Here is a 20124-nt window from a genome sequence, read left to right as displayed (position 1 = left end):
GATGCAAACGAGATCATCAGGAAAAAAACCATGCGCGTCGTGATCTGCGGCGGCGGCGTGATCGGGGCCTGCACGGCGTATTTTCTTCGCCGCCACGGCATCGACGTCATCGTGGTCGAGCGGGTCGAGGTGGCCGCTGCCGCATCCGGCAAGGCCGGCGGCTTCCTGGCACGCGACTGGTGCGTCGGCTCGCCGCTCGATGCGCTGGCCCGGCGCAGCTTCGCTCTTCATGCGCAACTGACGGGAGAGATCGCTGGCGACTGGGGCTATCGCCCGATGAATGCCTATAGCGGCTTCGTTGCTTCCGACGCCGATCCGCGACGGACTGCACCATCCGCGCTAGGCTGGCTCGCCGATGGCGTCGTCATCGCGCAACGCATCGGCACCACAGAGACGACCGCGATCGTTCATCCCCACAAGTTCTCCTCGGCGATGATGGATGCAGCGATCGGGCTAGGTGCTCAGCTTCGCCGTGGCCGGTTCACGGGCATCGTACGCAATGCCGATGGCAGGACCGTCAAGGGCGTCGGGGTAGAAGACAGCATCATCGAAGCGGATGCAGTCGTGATTGCGATGGGACCTTGGTCGCTGCTCGCCGCGACATGGATGAGCCTGCCCGCCCTCTACGGCCAACGCAGCCCCAGCATCGTGTACGATACCGGCACGCATGTTTCCGCCGACGCCTTGTTTCTGGAGATGGAGGTCCACGGCGAGACCGAGCCAATCGAGGTGTTTCCTCGGCCGGACGGCAGCACATACGTCACCGCTTGTCCCGACACGAGCGGGTTTCCGACCGATCCGACCGACGTGAAGCCGGAACCCAACCGTCTGGAGAGCTTGCAGCAAATGTCGGAGCGGCTATCGCCGCTATTCCGGCCGGAGAAAATCATCGCACAGCAGGCCTGCTTTCGTCCGGTGACCAAGGACGGCTTGCCGTTGATTGGCCGCGTACCAGATGATGAAGGCCTCTATGTTGCGACCGGACACAGTGTCTGGGGTATCCTCAACGCTCCCGCGACTGGCGAAGCACTGGCCGAGTTGATCGTCGGAGGCGCAACGCGCAATGTCGACCTCTCGCCGTTCGATCCCGCGCGACTAGAACCACTCAATCTACCTCGGCGGTCATGGCGATGAGCCAGATCGACGGCGTCGCGGCGCGATGACTCGACATCGTGTGCCTTCGACGCTCACGCATGCCCATCGACCAAATCTGCATGCCTGCGCGTGCAGCAGGTCTTCCGCACCTCTCCGGCCTGCAATTTACGCAGCGCTAGACTTTAGTCCCCTTCTCATATTCCTGAACGCGGTTTCACTTGCCGAGAATTCCCTCGCCGTTATAGTCGCGCCCCAATAGCTCAAAGAAGCTTGGTTCAAAGGGAGAGAACAACATGAATAAAGCACTCTCTGTTGCATTGCGAATGACGCTTGGTGCGGCCGCGACGGGCGCGGTGATGGCGGCCTCAGGCGCAGCACTTGCAGCCGATCCGCTTCGGATCGGTGTGATCGCGGAAGCGCAGGCGATTGCCGGCGCCTCAATTCCGCAGGCGGCGCAGCTCGCTGCCGACGAGATCAACGCCAGCGGCGGCGTCGACGGCCGCAAGATCGAGATCATCTCCTACGACAATCACTCCTCCTCGGCGGATTCCGTGCGTGCATTCCAGCGCGCGGTGAACGAGGACAAGGTCAACGCGGTCATCGCCAGCTATATCAGCGAGGTCGTGCTGGCGCTGGAGCCGTGGGCGTCGCGGCTGAAGACGCCGTTCGTGACGCCGGGCGCAGCCTCCAACGAGATCAGCAAGAGCGTTCACGCCGATTACGAGAAGAACAAGTACACCTTCCACGGCTACCTGACCTCGGCGGCGCTCGCGCTCTCGGTCTGCGATGCCGCCAAGGACCTCCTCGTCGACAAGATGCACATGAAGTCGGCTGTGATCATGAGCGAGGATGCCGCCTGGACCAAGCCGCTCGACATCGGCTACGAGGAATGCCTGCCCAAGATCGGGCTGAAGGTGCTCGATCACATCCGCTTCTCGCCTGATACCACCGACTTCACGCCGATCTTCAACAAGATCGAAGGCGCCAAGCCCGACGTGATCATCACCGGCATCTCCCATGTCGGCGTGCAGCCGACGGTGCAGTGGAAGAACCAGCAGGTGCCGATCCCGATGTTCGGCATCTCCTCGCAGGCGACCAACGAGACCTTCGGCAAGGACACCAACCAGGCCGCCGAAGGCGTGCTCTATCAGGGCGTTTCCGGCCCCGGCGTAGCGGTGACGCCGAAGTCGGTGCCGTTCGCCGAAAACTTCAAGAAAAAGTTCGGCAACTACCCGTCTTATGCCGGCTACACCGCCTATGACGAGGTCTACTACATCGCCGACGCGGTGAAGCGAGCGGGCTCGACCGAAGCCGACAAGCTGGTCGCAGCGCTGGAGAAGACCGACTGGGAAGGCACGATCGGCCGCGTCCAGTTCTACGGCAAGGACGATCCGTTCACGCACTCGATCAAATATGGCAAGGGCCTGATCACGGGCTTGATGCTGCAATGGCAGGACGGCAAGCAGAGCGCGGTCTGGCCCAAGGACGTCGCCAAGGTCGACGTCAAGTTCCCTAGCTTCATCAAGCTCTCGAACTAGCAGGAACAGCTCCCGGGACCATCTCCCGGGAGCTTCCACATGCGGCGCCCCGCAGCACCTTCCCTCGAAGCGGCAGTTTGACTGCCACCTGGCCAATCATACATGCGAGTTTTTCAGATCCTGATCGATGGCTTCGCCATCAGCGCTCTCTACGCTCTCGGTGCCACCGGCTTCACGCTGATCTTCGGCGTCTCCGGCGTGCTCAACCTCTCCCACGGCGCCATCATGGTGGCCGCAGCCGTCGCGGCCTGGGCCGCCGCCAGCATCCTCGGCGTCGGCACCTATGCCGGCGCGCTGATCGGCGTCGCAGTCGCCCTCGTGACGGCCTTTGCCACCTATTTCGCCGTGGTGGAAGCCGATCCAGGACTCCCGGCGCATCCCGAACGAGGAGAAGGAGATCTTCGTCCTCACCGGAACGCTGCTCTGGGGCATCATGATCCAGGAGCTGATCGCCTATTTCTTCACCAATAACGCCAAGACCGTGCTGCCGATCGTCGAGGGCGTGGTCGAGATCCTCGGCGTCCGTACCCCGCGCAACGAGATCTTCACCGCCATCGTGTGCTGCCTCGTCATCGCGCTATTGTGGCTGCTGGTGAACCGCACCCGCACCGGCAAGGCGGTGCTGGCGGCCTCGATGAACCCGCGCGGCGTCACCCTGCTCGGGCTCGAGCTCACCAACATCTACATCGTGGTCTGGGCGATCTACGGCATCCTCGCCGGCATTGCCGGTGTGCTGCTCGGCATGTTCTTAGGGGTCAGCTCCTACAGCGTCGGGCCGCTGACCGCGAGCGCGTTCTCGATCGTCGTGCTCGGCGGCCTCGGCAGCGTCTCCGGCTCGCTGATCGCGGCCTTCGTGGTCGGCTATCTCGAAACCATCACGGCCTATCTGGTCTCGCCGGCCTATCGCACCATCCCGGCACTGCTGCTGCTGGTGTTCGTGATGTACATCCGGCCCCAGGGCCTCTTGGGGAGGCGCTGAGATGTCCACCTTCTTCACCTCGCGCCTGTTCTTCGTCTCGCTGGCACTCGTCATCATCGCGGCGACGCTGCCGCTCTATGTCTCCGGCTATGTGCTCGGACTGCTCACCGTCGCGTTCTATTTCGGCGTGTTCGCGATGGCCTGGGACCTGCTGTTCGGCTTCGCCGGCGAGGTCAATTTCGGCCCGACCTTCCTGATCGGCGTCGGCGCCTATACCGCCGGCATTTTGAACAACCAGTTCGGCTGGTCGGTCTATCTCTGCATCGTGCTCGGGGCGCTTGCCTCGGTCGTCGCCGGCCTCGTGCTGGCGCTGCCGGCGCTGCGGGTGCGCGGGCCCTATTTCGGCCTGACCACGTTGGTCGCGGTCTTGATGCTGCAGAACTTCGTGGTCGTGTTCGCCGATCTCACCGGCGGTGAGATCGGCCTCACCATCCCCGACGTCATCACCATCAATGCCGGCGCAAACTACTGGATCGCGCTCGGCTTCATGACGATCTCGGCGGCGATCCTTTACGGCCTGTCGCAATCGCCGATCGGCCTCGTGCTTCAGGCCAGCGGCCAGGATCCGGTGCAGGCCGGCGCGCTCGGCTTCAACATCGTCAAGCACAAGCTCGCCGCTTTCATCGTCTCGGCGTTCTTCTCGGGTCTGTCGGGAGCGCTCTTGGTGTTCTACTTCGGCACCGCCTCGGTCGGCACCGTCGTGGACGTCGCGGTCGGCGTCAACGTCATCGTCTCGGCTGTGCTCGGCGGCCGCCGCACCGTTCTCGGCGCGGCACTCGGCGCGATCTTCCTGATCGTCGCCGGCGAATTCCTGCGGCCGACCGGCGAGCTCGCGACCTTCATCGTCTCGGCGGTCGCGCTGCTCGTCGTGCTGTTCTTCCCCGGCGGCTTCCTCGGAGCGGCCCTCTCGCGCGAGGCTCGTTCGTGATGGATATGAGGCTTTCAAACCGGGCCGTGCTCGAAGTTCGCGGTCTCACAAAACGCTTCGGCGGATTGACGGCGGTCAAGAACCTCGGCTTCGAGGTCAATGGCGGCGAGATCTTCGGCCTGATCGGGCCGAACGGCTCGGGCAAGTCGACCGCGATGAAGAGCGTGATGGGCATCGAGCGCCCGACCTCTGGCGAAGTCGTGTTCGAGGGCGAGAATGTCGCTGGCCTGCCCGCGCATAAGATCGCGCGCAAGGGCTTTGGCATGGTGTTCCAACACTCGCGGCCGCTCAACCGGCAGACGGTGCTGGAGAACATCATGGTGGCGCTGCTGCCGGACAGCCTGTTCATGCTGTTCCCGGACAAGGCGCTGGTTGAGCGCGCCAAATGGATCGCCGACCGCGTCGGCCTCGGCAACGTGATGAATCGCCGTCCGCCGACGCTGCCGTTCGCCGATTTGCGAAGGCTCGAGCTCGCCAAAGCGATCGCGCGTGATCCCAAAGTGGTGCTGGTCGACGAGCCCTTCGCCGGCCTCACCCGCGCCGAGGTCGACGTGTTCTCCGACCTGATCCGCAGCTTTCGCGACGAGGGCCGCGCGGTGATGCTGGTCGACCACAACGTCAAGAGCGTCGCCGCGCTGGTCGACCGCGTGCTCGCGATGTATCTCGGCGAGGAGATCGTCACCGGCAAGGCCGATGACGTCATGCGAAACGAGACCGTGCGCCGGGTCTATCTCGGCGGCGCCATCGAGACTCATGCGCGGCCCGAGACCAGCTTCAAGGACAAGGTGCCGCTGCTCCAGGTCGAGAATGTCAGCGTGTTCTACGGCAAGGCCCAGGCGCTGGAGAACGTCTCGATCCACGTCCACGAGGGCGAGTTCGTCTCCGTGGTCGGCCTCAACGGCGCCGGCAAGACCACTCTGTTCAACACCATCTCCGGCTTCCTGCCCTACACCGGCGAGATCGTCCGCGGCGGCGAAAAGCTGCGCGGCACGTCTCCTGCGAAGATCGCGCGCAGCGGCCTCGTGCAGTGCCCGGAATCGCGCGAGCTGTTCGGCGAGATGAGCGTGCGGGAGAATCTCGACCTCGGCGGCCAGCATCTTTCCGACGACAAGCGCGCCGCGCAGCTCGCCTGGCTGTTCGAGCTGTTCCCGATCCTCAAGGAACGCCAGGGCCAGATGGCGCAGACGCTCTCCGGCGGCGAGCAGCAGATGCTGGCGATCGGCCGCGCGCTGATGATGCAGCCGCAGATCCTAATCCTGGACGAGCCGACGCTGGGCCTTGCGCCGGTCATCCTCGAGCAATTGTCCAAGGCCCTGACCAAGCTGCGGCAGACCACTTCGATCACGGTGCTGCTCGGCGAGCAGAACGTGACCTTCGCGCTGCCGCACGCCGACCGCGTCTATGTGCTGGAGCATGCGCGGATCGTCTGGGAGGGTGATCCCGGGCCGCTTCGCGGCGGAGGCCGGCGCCGATTTTCTGTAAGTCCTCGACATCAACAAAAAGCACAGAAAGGGAAACGACCATGCGATCTTCAGTTCTCAGCGGCAGCTTCATCGCCTCGGCGCTGGCGCTGTGCCTTGCCGCCCCCGCCTACGCGCAGTCGAACGATCCGATCAAGATCGGCGTCATCGCCGAGGTGCAGTCGATCGCGGGTGCCGCAACCCCGGGCGGCGCGCAGATCGCCGCGGACGAGATCAACGCCAAAGGCGGCATCCTCGGCCGCAAGGTCGAGATCGTCACCTATGACAACAAGAGCTCCTCGGCCGATTCCGTGCGCGCCTTCCAGCGCGCGGTGAGCGAGGACAAGGTCTCCGCCGTGATCGCAAGCTACATCTCGGAGGTCGTTCTCGCGCTCGAGCCCTGGGCGGCGCGGCTGAAGATGCCGCTGATCACGCCGGGTGCGGCCTCGAACGAGATCACCAAGGCGATCCACAACGATTACGAGAAGAACAAGTACACCTTCCACGGCTACCTGACCTCGGCCGCGCAAGCCCAGCTCGTCTGCGACGCCGCCAAGGATCTCCTCGTCGACAAGCTCAAGTTCAAGACGGTCGCGATCATGAGCGAGGACGCCGCCTGGACCAAGCCGCTCGACGTCGGCTACGAGGCCTGCCTGCCCAAGGCCGGGCTGAAGGTGGTCGAGCACGTCCGCTTCTCGCCCGATACCACCGACTTCACGCCGATCTTCAACAACATCGAGACCAAGAAGCCCGACGTGATCGTGACAGGCATCTCGCATGTCGGCGTGCAACCGACCGTGCAGTGGAAGAACCAGCAGGTGCCGATCCCGATGTTCGGTATCAGCGCGCAGGCGCTGAGTCCGACCTTCTGGAAAGACACCAACGGCGCCGCCGATGGCGTGCCGTCGCTCGCAGTGGCCACCCCGGACGTCGCCGTGACGTCGAAGACGAAACCGTTCGCGGCCGCCTTCAAGGCCAAGTTCGGCACGCCGCCGGCCTATACCGGCTACACCGCCTATGACGAGGTCTACATCATCACCGACGCGATCAAGCGCGCCGGCTCGACCGATCCGGACAAGATGGTCGTCGAGCTCGAGAAGACCAATTTCGAGGGCACGATCGGCCAGATCCAGTTCTACGGCAAGGACGACGAGTTCACCCACGGCATTAAGTCGGGCCCCGGCGCGGTGACCGGCCTCGTCTTCCAGTGGCAGGACCAGAAGCAGGTCGTGGTCTGGCCCGAGAAGATCGCCGAAGGCAGGCTGAAGTTTCCGAACTTCGTGAAGCTGTCGCAATAATCGGATCACAGCGACGCCAGGCCCACCGCTCTGCAGCGAGCGGTGGGCCTTTCTTTGTCTTTCGCAGGTGCGTTGTACGCGCCCGATCCGTATCGACCTTGGGCGATGTTGACTTTCCGCGGCCGCCCTCCCCATACTTCTCCAAAAAAGAACCAATCATAAGACGGATTTGAGGGAGGATAGGATGCCGACTTCACGCAGACAGCTGCTGAAGAATTCGGCGGCTGCCGCCGCCGCACTCAGCCTCGATTGGACGAGAGCCCAGGCGCAAGCCGAGACATTGCGCATCGGCCTGATCTACGACCTCACCGGCCCCTTCGCTGCCGGCGGCTCGGTCGCCTCCTCGGTCGGCGCGCAGATCGCGATCGACCTCGTCAACGAGAAGGGCGGCGTCGGCGGCAAGTACAAGGTTGCCCCGGTCGCCGCGGACTCCCAGAGCAAGCCCGACGTTGCGATCAACGAGGCCGAACGCCTGATCAGCCAGGAGAAGATCGACATCCTCAACGGCGTCTATGCGAGCTCGCACGCGGTGCCACTCGCGGCCAAGGTCGAGCAGCAGAAGAAGATCCTCTGGATCACGACGGCGGTCTCGACCGCCGTGTTCAAGGACAAGAACCTGCAATACGTATTTCGCGCGCAGATCCATTCGGACCAATACGGGCAGGCCTTCGCCGCCTTCCTCACCGAACACGCCAAAGCTAAGCTCGGCATGGACCCGAAGGACGTCAAGGTCGCGCTGATCCACGAGGACGGTCCCTACGGCGTCGGCGTCGCCACCGCCGACGAGACCTATGCCAAGCAGGCCGGCATCCAGGTGGTGCTGCGGGAGGGCTACTCGGCCTCGGCGCCCGATCTCTCGGTGCTGGTCACCAAGATCAAGCGCGCCAAGGCCGACGTCATCTCGCATGCCGGCTACAACCCCGACATCACCTTGTTCCTGCGCCAGGCGCGCGAGAGCGGGTTGCGCTTCAAGATGCTGTTCGGCGCCGGGGCTGGCTACAGCCAGCTCGACAAGCTGCGCGCGACCTTCGGCGCCGACATCGACAACTTCTGCAACATCGATCCGGTGCCGGCGCAGCTGCTCGATCCCGCAAAACTCGCGCCCGGCATGGGCGATCTGATCAACGCGATGGTCACGCGCTACAAGGCCAAGACCGGCGCCACTGACGTGCCGCCGCACTGCTCGATGGGGTTCAACCAGACCTGGGTGCTGCTCAACAACGTGCTGCCGGTCGCCAACGAGAAATACGGCAGCTTCGAGCCGGAGGCGATCCGCAAGGCCGCGCTCGACGTCGACATCCCCGCCGGTGGCACCATCCAGGGCTATGGCGTCAAGTTCTTCCCGCCGGGCACGCCGCTCTCAGGGCAGAACGAGCGCTCGACACCGGTGGTGATGCAGAATGCCGGCGAGCACATCTCGGTGGTATGGCCGACCAATATTCGCACGCAGGACCCGGTGTTCCCGCTGCCGAAGGGATCGACCTACGGGGCGTAAGACGATCACGGTGCGCCTCCACCTCGTTGTGGTGAGCGGCTCGCGAGATCAGCGAATTATTGAGAGGTTCTCGTCACGCGCGAACCTCTCGCCCATTGTTCCGCCGAGACGTGCTTTCGTCCGGTGCTCTCCTGCCCGCCTTTATTCGTTTCACGCTGTTTTCACGCCTTAATTCGGTTGACGGCCGACGATCGTCGTCGCGCAGGACCGGCACGCATTGCGCCCGTCCAGCCGGAATCAGAAAATTTCTCAGGTCGTGAGATCCAGCGATGGGGGTGAAAATGCCCGCCATACTCGAATTGCTCTACAGGGAATTCTGCCGCGCCCGCCTGGCGGAAATGCGCAAACAGCTTCTGCTCACCGGCAAGCAGGTCGAACTCGTTCTGCCGGACGACGACTCTGCCGATCCGGAGGCGGAGACGGACGCGCAGCATGAGGCGGAGTTGAACCGCACCAGCAAATAGGCGCCTCTCCTCCCGCCAGCGGCCGTTGAGAACGGCCGCACTTGTTCAGGAGGCAACATTGAGCACAGCCGAATTCTATACTGCGTCGATTGCCTGTCTCTCGTGCATGACCATCGCGATCATGATGGCGATCGGGGCCTGGTGGGCAAGGGCCTCGGCGAGCAGCGGCGCGTGGCAGCGGCCTACAGCACCACACGTCTCCCCTCTTCCGCGGCCCAATAGCCGGCGTAGTTCACCTTGATGGTCTCATAGGCCAGCGCGAGATCCGACAGCGGCTGCCGTCCGCTCGCGGCGCACTCCATGAAGTCCTGAATCTCCTGCAAATAGCCGCGCGTCCATTCCTCCTCGAGGCAGACATATTGCCAACCGGTCTTGCGATCGACCTTCTCGGTGATGTAGACGCCGGCAAGCTTCTCTTCGCTGGTCTGGTAGCTCACCAGATGCGTGTTCGGCGTGATGTTGGCGAACAGCGAGCCGCCGGAGGTGTAGGTCTCGATCAAATTGCGCACGCCGCCCATGATCATGTCGCCGGAGAACACGGTGGCCTTGGTGCCGTCGGAGAAAGTCGCCGTGAGCGTGCCCCAATCCTCGACATCGACGGGATTGGCCTTGATATAGGTACGCTCCTCCGGCTTCAGGCTCGCCGTCACGTTGCCGACATCGCAGCTGACGCTGGCGACATGGATGCTCTCGCCGCGCGCCCGGGCTTCGACCTGCTTCAGATACAGCACGGCTGAGAGCGGGTGGCAGCCCATGCGGATGAGCGAGCCGCCGCCGGTCATCGCCCATTGCGCCGCGTGCGCAGCATGCGAGCCGGAATGGCTCTCCTCGCCCTTCATGAACAGGATCTTGTCCTTCGTTGCCTTGATGATCTCCGCGATCTTGGTCACCGCGGGCGCATAGATCCAGTCCTCGGCATACATGAAGAGCTTTCCGGTCTGCTCGATCGCGGCCCGCGTCTTGTCCATCTCTTCGATCACGCGCTCATACATCAGGGCCTTCGGCACGTGCCTGCCGATCGGTTGCGCGTCCCCCTCGCGGCCGAAATAGCCCGCGAATGGCTTTTCGCAGATCACGTGCTTGCCCGCCTCCATGCTGGCGACGATCATCTCGGCATGGAGGTTGGGCGGGGTGCAGATGTCGACGACATCGAGCTCGCGGTCCGCGATCAATTCGGCAAAGCTGCGATAAACGCGCGGAATATTGTGATGCTGGGCGAACGCGACAACTTTGTCACCGCGCGCGGCCACCGCCGCGACCTCGACATCGACGCCATAAACGCGCCGGAACGCATACATATGCAGCTCCGACACGAAGCCGCAGCCGACGAGTCCAACCTTGATTTTGGCCATAGCGCCCCCTCCCCCTTGCTTTGGGTGGCACTATAGCGCGCTCGAAAGCCTAATCCACCGAGACCCGCACCACGCCCGCGCTCATCATGCCGAGCGCGCGGGCGGCGGGCACCGAGAGATCGACGATACGGCCGCGGATGAACGGGCCGCGATCGTTGACGCGGCATTGGATCGTGCGCCCGCTGTAGGACACCCGCAACACGCTGCCAAACGGGCGCGTGCGGTGCGCGCAGGTCAGCTCTCCGCCTTTTCCTGCCCTGCCATATCCATAGTAGGAGGCAAGTCCACTTTCGGCCTGTGCAACTGAAATCAAAGGGAGAAATGAAGTCGTCAAACCAAGCAAGAATATCGTTTGCGCTCGCACGGCACCGCTCCCGGTTGACCTGCCCGGCGCTGCAAACGTCGTTTTGTTCCCGTAAGTTCCCAAAACACTGCCGCGCAATGCGCGGCAGTGCCATCACACTTTGTTACTGTTTGTGAAAAACCAGCGTCCGGACCTCGATACTTTCGCGCGGCGCCGCATCCGGCGGCGTGGTGGGATCGACGAAGGCCGTGTGCGGCCCGAACCGCGTGCGGCCGTCGGTTGCGGAATCATAGCATTTGAGCAGCAGCGCCTCGTCCGGCGTCATCTCGGGGAAATAGAACCAGCGATGGTTGGGATTGTATTTCACCGAATAGGTTTCGCCGCGGCGGTTGGGATAGATCAGGTCGGAGGCGACGAGATCTTCAGGCGCGACCGTGGTGCCGTCGGCCATCGCCAGCGGTGAATCGCGTAAAGGTCCACGGATCGGCCGCCATAGGTTGATTACCTGCACGCGGCCCTTCAGCAGCTCGTCGGCCTCGTCGGGCAGATGCTCGCGCACGCGGTTGGCGCCGGAGACGACAGTCTGGTCGACATGGACACGCGTTGCCGGCTGACGCGGCCCGGCGCCGCGGATGTCGGCAGCACCCTCGACGCGCTTGCGCACCGTGTGGTCGAAGATCACGACGCGATCCGCCTTCAGCGCCGCGCGCAGGAACGCCTCGACCGCGGGATAATAGACGCTGCGAATTTCCTCCTCGTCGTAAAAGTCCTTCACCCGGGTCGGATGACGCACCAGCGCAAAACCCTCGCGGTCGAGCGAGAAATTGTCTGCGATCAGGCGCGCATCGAAGATCGGCACCTGATGCGGCTCCGGCAGCGAGGTGCTCTTGGGCTCGCCGGGCGGCGGGTCGAAGGCATAGGTGCGCGGCTTGCCTGATGTCGGCGCGAGATAGTTGAGTTCGGCGGTGACGAAGGGAAGCGACTCGATTTTTGTTTCTTGCAGGCCCATGGCCGGTCTCCCGATGTGGTCGTCGCATTGATTTTTGCGGGAGTGCGGCGTGGCGCAAGGGAGGCGGTGCAAATAGCAATGACGGTGTTGTCGTCAGAGCGAAACGTAGAAGGAACGGTTCGGGAAGGGCGATCGGGCTGGAACGTGTTCTTCCCGCTTCACGGATGCTTGAACGTTTGCGAGAGCCCTTCTTCCTTCTCCCCTTGTGGGAAAAGGTGGCGCGAAGCGCCGGATGAGGGGCATCTATCGGCGATTTCAATAGTGAGTGATGAGCGCGCGGACAGAACCCCTCACCCGTCTCGCCGCTGGCGCGGCGAGCCACCTCTCCCACAAGGGGAGAGGGTTAGATGCAGCGCTGCACGTTGAAGCCTACAGCCCCGCCTTCGCGATCGCATCCGCAAACGAGCGATCCACGATTTCCGCTGCATCCAGCTTCTGCTTGATCAGTCCCCAGCGGAAATAGAGATCGATCGTGCCCTGCTCGTCCGCAACCACGCCGCCGTCGATCGGCGCGATCCGGATCTTGGCGCGGGAGAGCCAGTTTTGCGGCACGGCGGTCGGGATGTTCATCAGCCTGCCCCAGGTCGCGGCATAGCTGTCGATATTGTTCAGCGACCACGCCCGCGCCGCGGTCAGGCGCCGGACGAAGTCCGTGAGCTCCGCGCGCTTGTCGCGGATCGCATCAGGCCGCGCCACCTGGAAGCTCAGACCCGGCGTCAGGCCCTCGGAGGTGATAATGCGGCGTGATTTGAACAGCACCTCCTCCTGGCTCACATACGGCTCCCAGGTCGACCACGCATCCACTGAGCCCTGCGTGTAGGCCACCTTGGAATCGGACGGCGCCAGGAACGCGATCTGCACGTCGCTCGCGCTCCAGCCGTTCTTCTCGAGCGCGGCGAGGATGAGTTGATGGCCGATCGAGCCGCGGCCGGTTGCGATCTTCCTGCCGCGCAGGTCGGCGAAGCTCTTGATCGGCGAATTCTCCGGCACGAGAATCGCGAGCCCCTCGCGCGTCTGCCGGATCGCGGCGATCGCCTTCACCGGCGCCCCGGAGGCGGCGGCGAAGGTGAAGGGCGCATCGCCAACGAGCCCGGTCTCGATCGCGCCGGCGCTGAGCGCCTCCAGCAGCGGGGCCGCCGCCGGAAATTCCTTCCACTCGATCTTGTACGGCACGTCCTTGAGCACGCCGGCGGCTTCCATCACCGCCTGCGAATTGCCCTTCTGGTCACCGACACGCAATGTGGTTTGCGCCGCCGCCAGTTCAAGCGAACCGAGCAGCAGCGCGCCGGCCAGCATCAGGCGGATCATTCAGCGGCCTCGCCGCGAACGGCTTTGCGCTCGGCGATCAGCTTGCGCGTCAGCGGGATCAACTCGCGGCCGTACTCGATTGTATCGGGAAGCGGATCGAAGCCGCGGATCAGGAAATGGCTGACGCCGAGATCGTAATAGTCGCCGAACACTTCGGCGACCTGCTCGGGGGTGCCGACCAGCGCGGTGGTGTTGCTGTTGGCACCGGTCAGCTTTGCGATCTCGGTCCACAGCCGCTTGTCGATACGCGCGCCCCTGGTCGGCGAGCGCCAGGAGCCGTTTGGCACCGTCGGTGGCGTGATTGGGCCGGCGGTAGCCGGTCTGATCCTGCAGCGCGGTGGCGCGTTCGAGGATCTCGTCGGCCTTCTTCCAGGCGGCCTCCTCGGTGTCGGCGAGGATCGGCCGCACCGACAGGCTGAAGCGCGGCGTCGGCCGCCCGTACCTGACGGCTGCATTATGAACGCGCGCCGTGACGTCGCGCACCTGCGCATAGGACTCGCCCCACAGCGCGAACGTATCGGCATGCTTGCCTGCAACCTCGATCGCGGCATCCGAGCCGCCGCCGACAAAGGTGTAGATGCCGCCCTTCTGAACCGGCTTCACCTGCGAAAAGCCGTTCTCGACGGCGTAATACTTGCCGCTGTAGTTGAACGGCTTCTCGCTGGTCCATTCCAACCGCACCACGTCGAGGAATTCGCTGGTGCGGGCGTAGCGCTCGTCCTTGTCGTCGAGCGTGTTGCCGTCCTGCCTGAGCTCGGTGGCGTTGCCGCCGGTGATGACGTGCAGCGAGACGCGGCCGCCATAGAGCTGGTCGAGCGTGGCGAGCTGGCGCGCCAGCAGCGTCGGCGCGGTGAAACCCGGCCGCTGCGCGATCATCACCTTGAGCTTTTTGGTGATGGTCAGCACATGCTGGGCGACCTGCAGCGCATCGGGCGTCGTCGAATGGAACGCCAGCAGCGCGCGGTCGAAGCCGGCGAGCTCATGCGCCTTGGCCACGGTCTCGATATAGTTCGGATCAAGCACCGGACCCTGTCGCACGATGGTCTCGGAAGCATTGCTGTTCGCGATAAAGCCGATGAACTCGACCGACATCAGGGGAACTCCATTTGTGATTGGTCAGATGCCCAGCGCGGCGCGCCCGGCAGAGATTCTCGTAGAGTCGTCCTGGGGAGTATGGACACGCCCGCAGAGCACGTCGCGATAATGCCGCTCCAGCGGATTCTTGCGCGACAGGCCGTGATTGCTGGTCAGCGACAAAGCGTCCTCCACCGCGGCCACGGCGTTGTTGGTCACCGTCAGCTTGACGATGTTGGACTCGATCGCACTCGCCTGCAAGCCCTCGTCGAAATCGGACGCAAAACTGTCGATCAGACGTGCGTTGACCGCGAGCCGTGCCTCGATGCCGCCGAGAATTTCCTGGGCACGCGGCAGGCTTGCCAGCGGCGCGCCAAGATTGGCCGGCACCCGCGTCTTCAGGAAGCCGATCAGCCAGTCGCGCGCCGCGCGGGCGACACCGTCATAGATCGCCGCGACGAAAATGGTGTGGACGGTTGCCTGCGCAACGTCGGGCGTGCGCCAGTCCGAGGGCTTGCGGACATCGATCTCGGCATCGAGCGGGATCACGACGTCCTCGAAGATGACGTCGTGGCTGCCGCTGGCGCGCAGGCCGTGGTGATCCCAGGTCTCGACGATGCGCGCCCCCGGCAGGCCCGCCGGCACCAGGAATTGGCCGACGCGCGGTTCGGCCTCGTCGGTGCGGGCCCAGACCAGGTACCATTTCAGGATCGGCGATCCCGTCGAATAGATCTTGTGACCCGACAAGCGCCAGCCGGTCTCGGTGCGCCGTGCAATGGTCGCCGGCAGGCCGCCGCGCGCGGGCGAGCCCAGGTCCGGCTCGACGCGGAGCGCGTTGATGAGTGCGAGGCCCTCGACACTCTCGCGCGCAAGCTTGCGCGACAGCCGCGCCGGCCAGGTCGGGCTCCGCGCCATCACGAGATGATTGATGTAGTGCATCGACAGCACCAGCGCGGTCGAGGCATCGGCCTTGCCGATGATGCCGAGGATTTTCGCAGCATATCGTGCGCCCGCGCCGGCCCCGCCATGGGCCGCCGGCACGGTCAACGACAACAGGCCCGCCTCTGACAGCTCGCGAAAATTCTCGAACGGGAAACTGCCCGTGCGATCATGCTCGGCGGCGCGCGCGGCAAAACGATCGGCCAGCGTTTCGGCCCGCGCGATGAAGTCGGGATCGCTATGAGCTGCCCGCCCCTGGGCTGCGGTTGTCACCATGTGGCGTCCAGCCCCAGCAGCCCAAGGATCTGACGGCGCAGATCGGCCAGATACGGATCGCCGCGATGGCGCGGATAGGGCCGGTCGACACGGATGTCGGCCTTCACCCGCGCAGGCCGCTCGCTGAACACGATGACGCGGTTGGCGAGCACCAGCGCTTCCTCGGCATCGTGCGTGACGAGGAGCGTGGTAAAGCCCTTGCGCTGCCAGAGCGAGACCAGCTCGGCCTGCATGGTGATGCGGGTGAGCGAGTCGAGTTTGCCCAGCGGCTCGTCGAGGATCAGGATCTTGGGATCATTGACCAGCGCCCGTGCCAGCGCGACGCGCTGCGCCATGCCGCCGGAGAGCTGGTGCGGATAGGCATTGCGGAACGACGACAGCCCGACGAGATCGAGCGCGTCGTCGACGCGCTGCCGCTGGCTCTTCAAGATGCCCTGGGCCTCGAGGCCCAGGGCGACGTTGTCCCAGACCGACCGCCAGGGAAACAGCGTCGGATCCTGGAACACGACCACGCGCGAGGGATGCGGCCGGGTGATGCGCGCCTCGTCCTCGCGCAGCGTGCCCGCCTTGGGCTTGTCGAGGCCCGCGACCAGCCGCAGCAAGGTCGACTTGCCGCAGCCGGAGGGCCCGAGCAGCGCCACGAACTCGCCCGGCTCGACCGCGATGCTGACATCGCTGAGGACAGGCAATTCGGTGCCGTCGATGTCGAAGGCGTGGCTGACCTGCTCGATGTCGAGCGCGGCGCCGGCGGCCGGATGGGTGATCGCTTCGGCGAGAGCAGCTGCGGCTACCATTTGACTGTCCCCTTCTGCCAGACGAGGAGCCGGTCGCGGATCGCAAACAGCAGCGTGATCGCGCCGGAGCAGAGCAGCGACATCACGATCAGCGCCGCATACATGTTGGCGTAGGCCGCCCAGCCCTGCGCCCATTGCAGATACCAGCCGAGGCCGGCCTTGACGCCGATCATCTCGGCGACGACGAGTACCGCGAAGGACGAGCCGAGCCCCATGAACAGACCGACGAAGACGTGCGGCAGCGCCGCGGGGATCGCGACCTTCAGCACCAGGAAGGACGGCTTTGCGCCCAGCGTGCGCGCGACATCGTAATACGCGTTGCTGACGCTCGCGACGCCGGACCAGGTCAGCACGGTGACCGGGAAGCCGGTTGCGAGCGCGATCAGGAAGGTCGAGGCGCTCCAGCTCGACGGGAACGTGAAAAACGCGATCGGCAGCCAGGCGGTCGCCGGCAGCGGGCCGATGAAGCGCAGCACCGGATGCACCCAATAGCCGACCGCGCGCGACCAGCCGATCGAGACGCCGGTCAGAAAACCGATCGTCGCGCCGATGAGATAACCACCGAGCTGAAGCCTGATCGAGGCGAACACGCTGTCCAGCAGCTTTGGCAGATCGTCGGTGTAGACCTCGATGATCGATTGCGGCGGCGGAAAGAACGGCAGCGGCAGCCAGGCGAATTTTGCGGTGGCGACTTCCCACAACGTCAAGAACACGCCGAGCGCGACGAGCCAGGGCGCGCGCTTGTGCAGCGCCGTTCCAGCCGTGCCGAGATAGTCGGCGCCGACGGTGCCGAACAGCGCTATGGCCGCGATGACGAAGGCGGCGATGCCGAGCGAATGCGTGCGCGACCAGTCGCCGACATCCGCCCACCACAGGCAGGACAGGCCGAAGGCAATCCAGGCGATGCCCGCGGCGACTCCGGCGCCGGAGTCGCGCAGCCAACTCGCCAGCAGCGGCGCGCGCGAGGTGCGCGGCGCGCCGGAGGCGAGGCCGTCAGACAGCGAATACGTCGACATAGATGCGCTCCGCGAACTTGGCCGTGTCGGTGCTCTGCTTGAACACCTGCACGCTCTTGAGATCGTCGGCATAGGCCTTGAGCTCGCGCTTCAGCACGTCGCCGACGGGGTGATGTTGATGGGCGTGGTAGCGCACCATGCCCTCGATGTCGGCGAGCGTTGCCGCCTTCGGCGCATAGGGCTGGAACGACTTTGCCGCGACAGCCGGATTTTGCGCCGTGAACATTGCGGCATCGAGCAGCGCCTGCGTGATCGCGCGCGCGACCTGCGGCTCCTCGCGCACGAGGCTGCCGCGCAGGCCGACGATGCAGCAGCTCTTGTCGCGATATTCGCCGTCGAGATTGGAGGCGACCTCCTTGTACTGGCTGTCCTTGAGCCAGAGATAGGCCAGCGGATCGGACGACAGGAAGGCCTGCACCTCGCCCTTCTCCACGGCGACGTTGAGCAGGTTGCCGGGATAGGCGCGCCAGTCGACGTCCTTGTTCGGATCGATGCCGAGCTTGGCGAGCTGGATCGAGAAGAAGTTCTTGTCGGGGCCGCCGAGATCGCCGACGGCGACGATCTTGCCCTTGAGATCGGCAAGCTTGGCGACGCCCGCGTCAGTGCGCGTCAGCACGCGCATGCAGCCACCATGGGTGCCGGCGCCGATCTTGACGTCAAAGCCCTGCTCCAGCGGCTTGAGCCAGCGCAGCGCCATGCCGAGGCCGGCATCGCTCTTGCCGGTTGCGATCGCCTCGAGCAGCTGGTCGGTCGAGCCGGAATAATTGACGAGCTCGACGTCGAGATTCTGCTTCTGGAAGAAGCCATGCTCGATCGCGACGGGCAACGGCGCGAGGCACACCGCGCCGGCATTCCACGACAGCTTGAGCTTGCGCGGGGCTCCCGTCAGTGCCGGCGCATCGGATGCGGTCCGGCACAGCGGGAATTCCGCGAAGTCGACGCCGGGCGCGATCGCGCGCGGCGCAAAGGCCTGCGCGGCTCCGAAGGCGCCGAGCGGCGCGGCGAACGCCGCAGCAAGCCCAGCCTGGAGCAGATGACGGCGGTCAAGCCCCGAACCGCTGCGCTTGTTGTCGTTCTCCATCAGTCCCCACTCCTGCGCTGTCACGGCTCCGCCATGTGCGCAACGGTCCACGTTGCGCATGTTCCGTGCGGAGCTGCGTTGAGAGAAATTTGTTCCGTCGGCGTTTGCGCGCCACGTTGATGCGATGCGCAAATCATGCGGCGCACGCGCCGTGTCGTCAATGAAATGGAATTTCGAATGTAGCGCGAGGCGAAGTTATTCTCTCCATCAGCGCGCGCAGGCGCGATGAAACGATTTCTGCCGACGCATCGGCTGGCAGAGCGCAGCACTTCCCCCTCTCCTGCTGCATTTCTGCGCAACTGCATGCCGCACGGATGACACGTTCTCGAAAGCTGCGCTTCGCAAAAACGTCCTTGCCCGATGCGCGCGCAATACGAATGGCCATTTCATTGACTGCGCATCGCGCGATCATAGACTTGATCGTCTCGCTGCATCGTTCGCTCACGCGTCGTGAGCAAAGCAACAAGACAGGCCCATGAGCATCAACTCTGACGATCATTCCATCACCCGCCGGCTCGCCGCATCGCTGCTTGCCGCCGCCATCGCGCTGTCGACCGCCGCGGCTGCATTCGCCGCCGACACGGTGGTGCTGCGCGTCGGCGACCAGAAGGGCGGCAACCGCTCGCTGCTCGACATCTCCGGCTATGCCAAGGACCTGCCCTACAAGATCGAATGGTCGGAATTTCCTGCGGCAGCGCCGATCCTGGAAGCGCTCAATGCCGGCGCGCTCGACGTCGGCTACACCGGCGATCTCTCGTTCCTGTCGGTCTACGCCGCCGGCGCGCCGATCAAGGCGATCGGCGGCACACGCTCGGATGCGAAGACGCAAGCCATCCTCGTGCGCCAGGATTCGCCGATCAAATCGGCGGCCGACCTCAAAGGCAAGCGCCTCGCCGGCACGCGCGGCGGCTGGGGCCAGTTCCTGATCGACGCGACGCTCGAGAAGGCACAGATCAAGCTGGAGGATGCGACCTTCGCCCCGCTCGGCCCGGTCGACGCCAAGATCGCGCTGCTGGCAGGCTCGATCGATGCCTGGGCGGTGTGGGAGCCCTATGTCTCGTTCGCGACCTTGAAGGACAAGGCGCGCGTGATCGCCGACGGTGAAGGCCTGACGCCAACCATCACCTTCATCGTCGCCTCCGACAACGCCATCGCGACCAAGCGCGCGGCGGTGCAGGACATCGTGCAGCGGCTGAACAAGGCGCGGCTGTGGTCACTTGATCATCTCGCCGAGTATGCCAAGAACACCGCCGAGCTGACCAGGCTGCCGGAGGACGTGCTGCTGTCCGCCTACACTGCGCAGCGCACCAGCCCGATCGTGATCGACGAGAACGTGGTGAAGGAAATCCAGCAAGCCTCCGACCGCTCGACGCGCTACGGTATCCTGCCGAAGGTAGTCGACGTCAGCAAAGCCGTTGACCGCAGCTTCACGGCTGCGGCGGCGGGATCGAATTGAACGATGATCTTCGGACCGAGCCGCGGAGTTCGCTTCACGTGTCCCGCTTGCGAGAGAGGTCGGCGCGAGGCGCCGGGTGAGGGCTTTCTCCTCTGGGGGGTTCTCGCTCGTGGAAACACCCTCTCCCCAACTCTCCCCGGCAAGCGCAGGGCTATCGCATATGCGGATAGTGCTGCAGGTTCGATGTGTCTTGTGAGCAGCCGATCGCTCCACAAACTCGTCATGCCCGGGCATAGCCGTCCGCAAGGACGGCGTCGC

The 20124-nt window shown here is 64.6% G+C and carries 15 protein-coding genes and 3 pseudogenes; 9 read left to right on the top strand and 9 right to left on the bottom strand.

All coding sequences use genetic code 11. The annotated features are described in order from the left end of the window. Positions 1-30 precede the first annotated feature (30 nt). The 8 genes and pseudogenes from ACVWY3_RS00685 to ACVWY3_RS00650 all read left to right on the top strand — a co-directional run bounded on the left by ACVWY3_RS00685 (position 31) and on the right by ACVWY3_RS00650 (position 9257). The gene (locus ACVWY3_RS00685; protein WP_456836733.1) at positions 31-1134 is read left to right on the top strand and encodes an NAD(P)/FAD-dependent oxidoreductase; all 1104 of its coding nucleotides are present in this window, start codon (positions 31-33) and stop codon (positions 1132-1134) included. 254 nt (positions 1135-1388) lie between these two features. Beyond that, positions 1389-2633 carry an ABC transporter substrate-binding protein gene (locus ACVWY3_RS00680; RefSeq protein ID WP_456836732.1) on the top strand — a complete coding sequence of 415 codons (1245 nt, stop codon included), beginning with the start codon at positions 1389-1391 and terminating at the stop codon, positions 2631-2633. A 102-nt stretch (positions 2634-2735) separates the two neighbouring features. After that, positions 2736-3612: pseudogene (locus ACVWY3_RS00675) on the top strand (branched-chain amino acid ABC transporter permease). Between the two features lies 1 nt (position 3613). Continuing rightward, positions 3614-4540 (top strand): branched-chain amino acid ABC transporter permease, encoded by a 927-nt coding sequence (locus tag ACVWY3_RS00670; RefSeq protein ID WP_456836731.1) that lies wholly within the window; start codon positions 3614-3616, stop codon positions 4538-4540. Continuing rightward, positions 4540-6022 (top strand): annotated as a pseudogene (locus ACVWY3_RS00665) (ATP-binding cassette domain-containing protein). The gene ACVWY3_RS00670 and the pseudogene ACVWY3_RS00665 overlap by 1 nt, the downstream one beginning before the upstream one ends. Before the next feature lie 40 nt (positions 6023-6062). After that, positions 6063-7298, top strand: coding sequence for an ABC transporter substrate-binding protein (locus ACVWY3_RS00660; protein WP_456836730.1), 1236 nt, complete (start codon positions 6063-6065; stop codon positions 7296-7298). A gap of 184 nt (positions 7299-7482) precedes the next feature. Continuing rightward, positions 7483-8793 (top strand): ABC transporter substrate-binding protein, encoded by a 1311-nt coding sequence (locus ACVWY3_RS00655; RefSeq protein WP_456836729.1) that lies wholly within the window; start codon positions 7483-7485, stop codon positions 8791-8793. Between the two features lie 269 nt (positions 8794-9062). Continuing rightward, complete coding sequence (locus ACVWY3_RS00650; protein WP_456836728.1) at positions 9063-9257, top strand: hypothetical protein; 195 nt, start codon at positions 9063-9065, stop codon at positions 9255-9257. A gap of 182 nt (positions 9258-9439) precedes the next feature. Here the strand turns inward: ACVWY3_RS00650 and ACVWY3_RS00645 are convergent, their stop codons facing one another. The 9 genes and pseudogenes from ACVWY3_RS00645 to ACVWY3_RS00605 form a co-directional block, all read right to left on the bottom strand. Further along, on the bottom strand, positions 9440-10609 hold the full coding sequence (locus tag ACVWY3_RS00645; protein WP_456836727.1) for a Gfo/Idh/MocA family protein: 1170 nt from the start codon (positions 10607-10609) through the stop codon (positions 9440-9442). A 49-nt stretch (positions 10610-10658) separates the two neighbouring features. Next, complete coding sequence (locus ACVWY3_RS00640; protein ID WP_456836726.1) at positions 10659-10973, bottom strand: septal ring lytic transglycosylase RlpA family protein; 315 nt, start codon at positions 10971-10973, stop codon at positions 10659-10661. A 103-nt stretch (positions 10974-11076) separates the two neighbouring features. After that, the gene (locus tag ACVWY3_RS00635) at positions 11077-11922 is read right to left on the bottom strand and encodes a CmcJ/NvfI family oxidoreductase (protein WP_456836725.1); all 846 of its coding nucleotides are present in this window, start codon (positions 11920-11922) and stop codon (positions 11077-11079) included. Positions 11923-12291: 369 nt separating this feature from the next. Then, entirely contained in the window at positions 12292-13230 is a 939-nt protein-coding gene (locus tag ACVWY3_RS00630) for an ABC transporter substrate-binding protein (protein ID WP_456836724.1), read from the bottom strand. After that, positions 13227-14322 (bottom strand): annotated as a pseudogene (locus ACVWY3_RS00625) (LLM class flavin-dependent oxidoreductase). The gene ACVWY3_RS00630 and the pseudogene ACVWY3_RS00625 overlap by 4 nt, the downstream one beginning before the upstream one ends. A gap of 24 nt (positions 14323-14346) precedes the next feature. Continuing rightward, positions 14347-15519, bottom strand: coding sequence for an acyl-CoA dehydrogenase family protein (locus ACVWY3_RS00620; protein ID WP_456836723.1), 1173 nt, complete (start codon positions 15517-15519; stop codon positions 14347-14349). Next, a complete protein-coding gene (locus ACVWY3_RS00615) occupies positions 15513-16313 on the bottom strand; it encodes an ABC transporter ATP-binding protein (RefSeq protein ID WP_456836722.1) in 801 nt (266 codons plus the stop codon). Before ACVWY3_RS00615 ends, ACVWY3_RS00620 begins: the two co-directional genes overlap by 7 nt. Then, complete coding sequence (locus ACVWY3_RS00610) at positions 16307-17329, bottom strand: ABC transporter permease (RefSeq protein ID WP_456836721.1); 1023 nt, start codon at positions 17327-17329, stop codon at positions 16307-16309. Before ACVWY3_RS00610 ends, ACVWY3_RS00615 begins: the two co-directional genes overlap by 7 nt. Next, on the bottom strand, positions 17307-18410 hold the full coding sequence (locus ACVWY3_RS00605; RefSeq protein ID WP_456836720.1) for an ABC transporter substrate-binding protein: 1104 nt from the start codon (positions 18408-18410) through the stop codon (positions 17307-17309). Before ACVWY3_RS00605 ends, ACVWY3_RS00610 begins: the two co-directional genes overlap by 23 nt. A 475-nt stretch (positions 18411-18885) precedes the next feature. On the opposite strand from ACVWY3_RS00605, the gene ACVWY3_RS00600 reads away from it, so the two are divergent. Then, positions 18886-19866, top strand: coding sequence for an ABC transporter substrate-binding protein (locus ACVWY3_RS00600; protein WP_456836719.1), 981 nt, complete (start codon positions 18886-18888; stop codon positions 19864-19866). Positions 19867-20124: the final 258 nt, after the last annotated feature.

Source organism: Bradyrhizobium sp. USDA 4486, assembly GCF_054057995.1.
The sequence above is the reverse complement of the archived record's forward strand: the minus strand, read 5'-3'. Positions and strand labels throughout refer to the sequence as shown.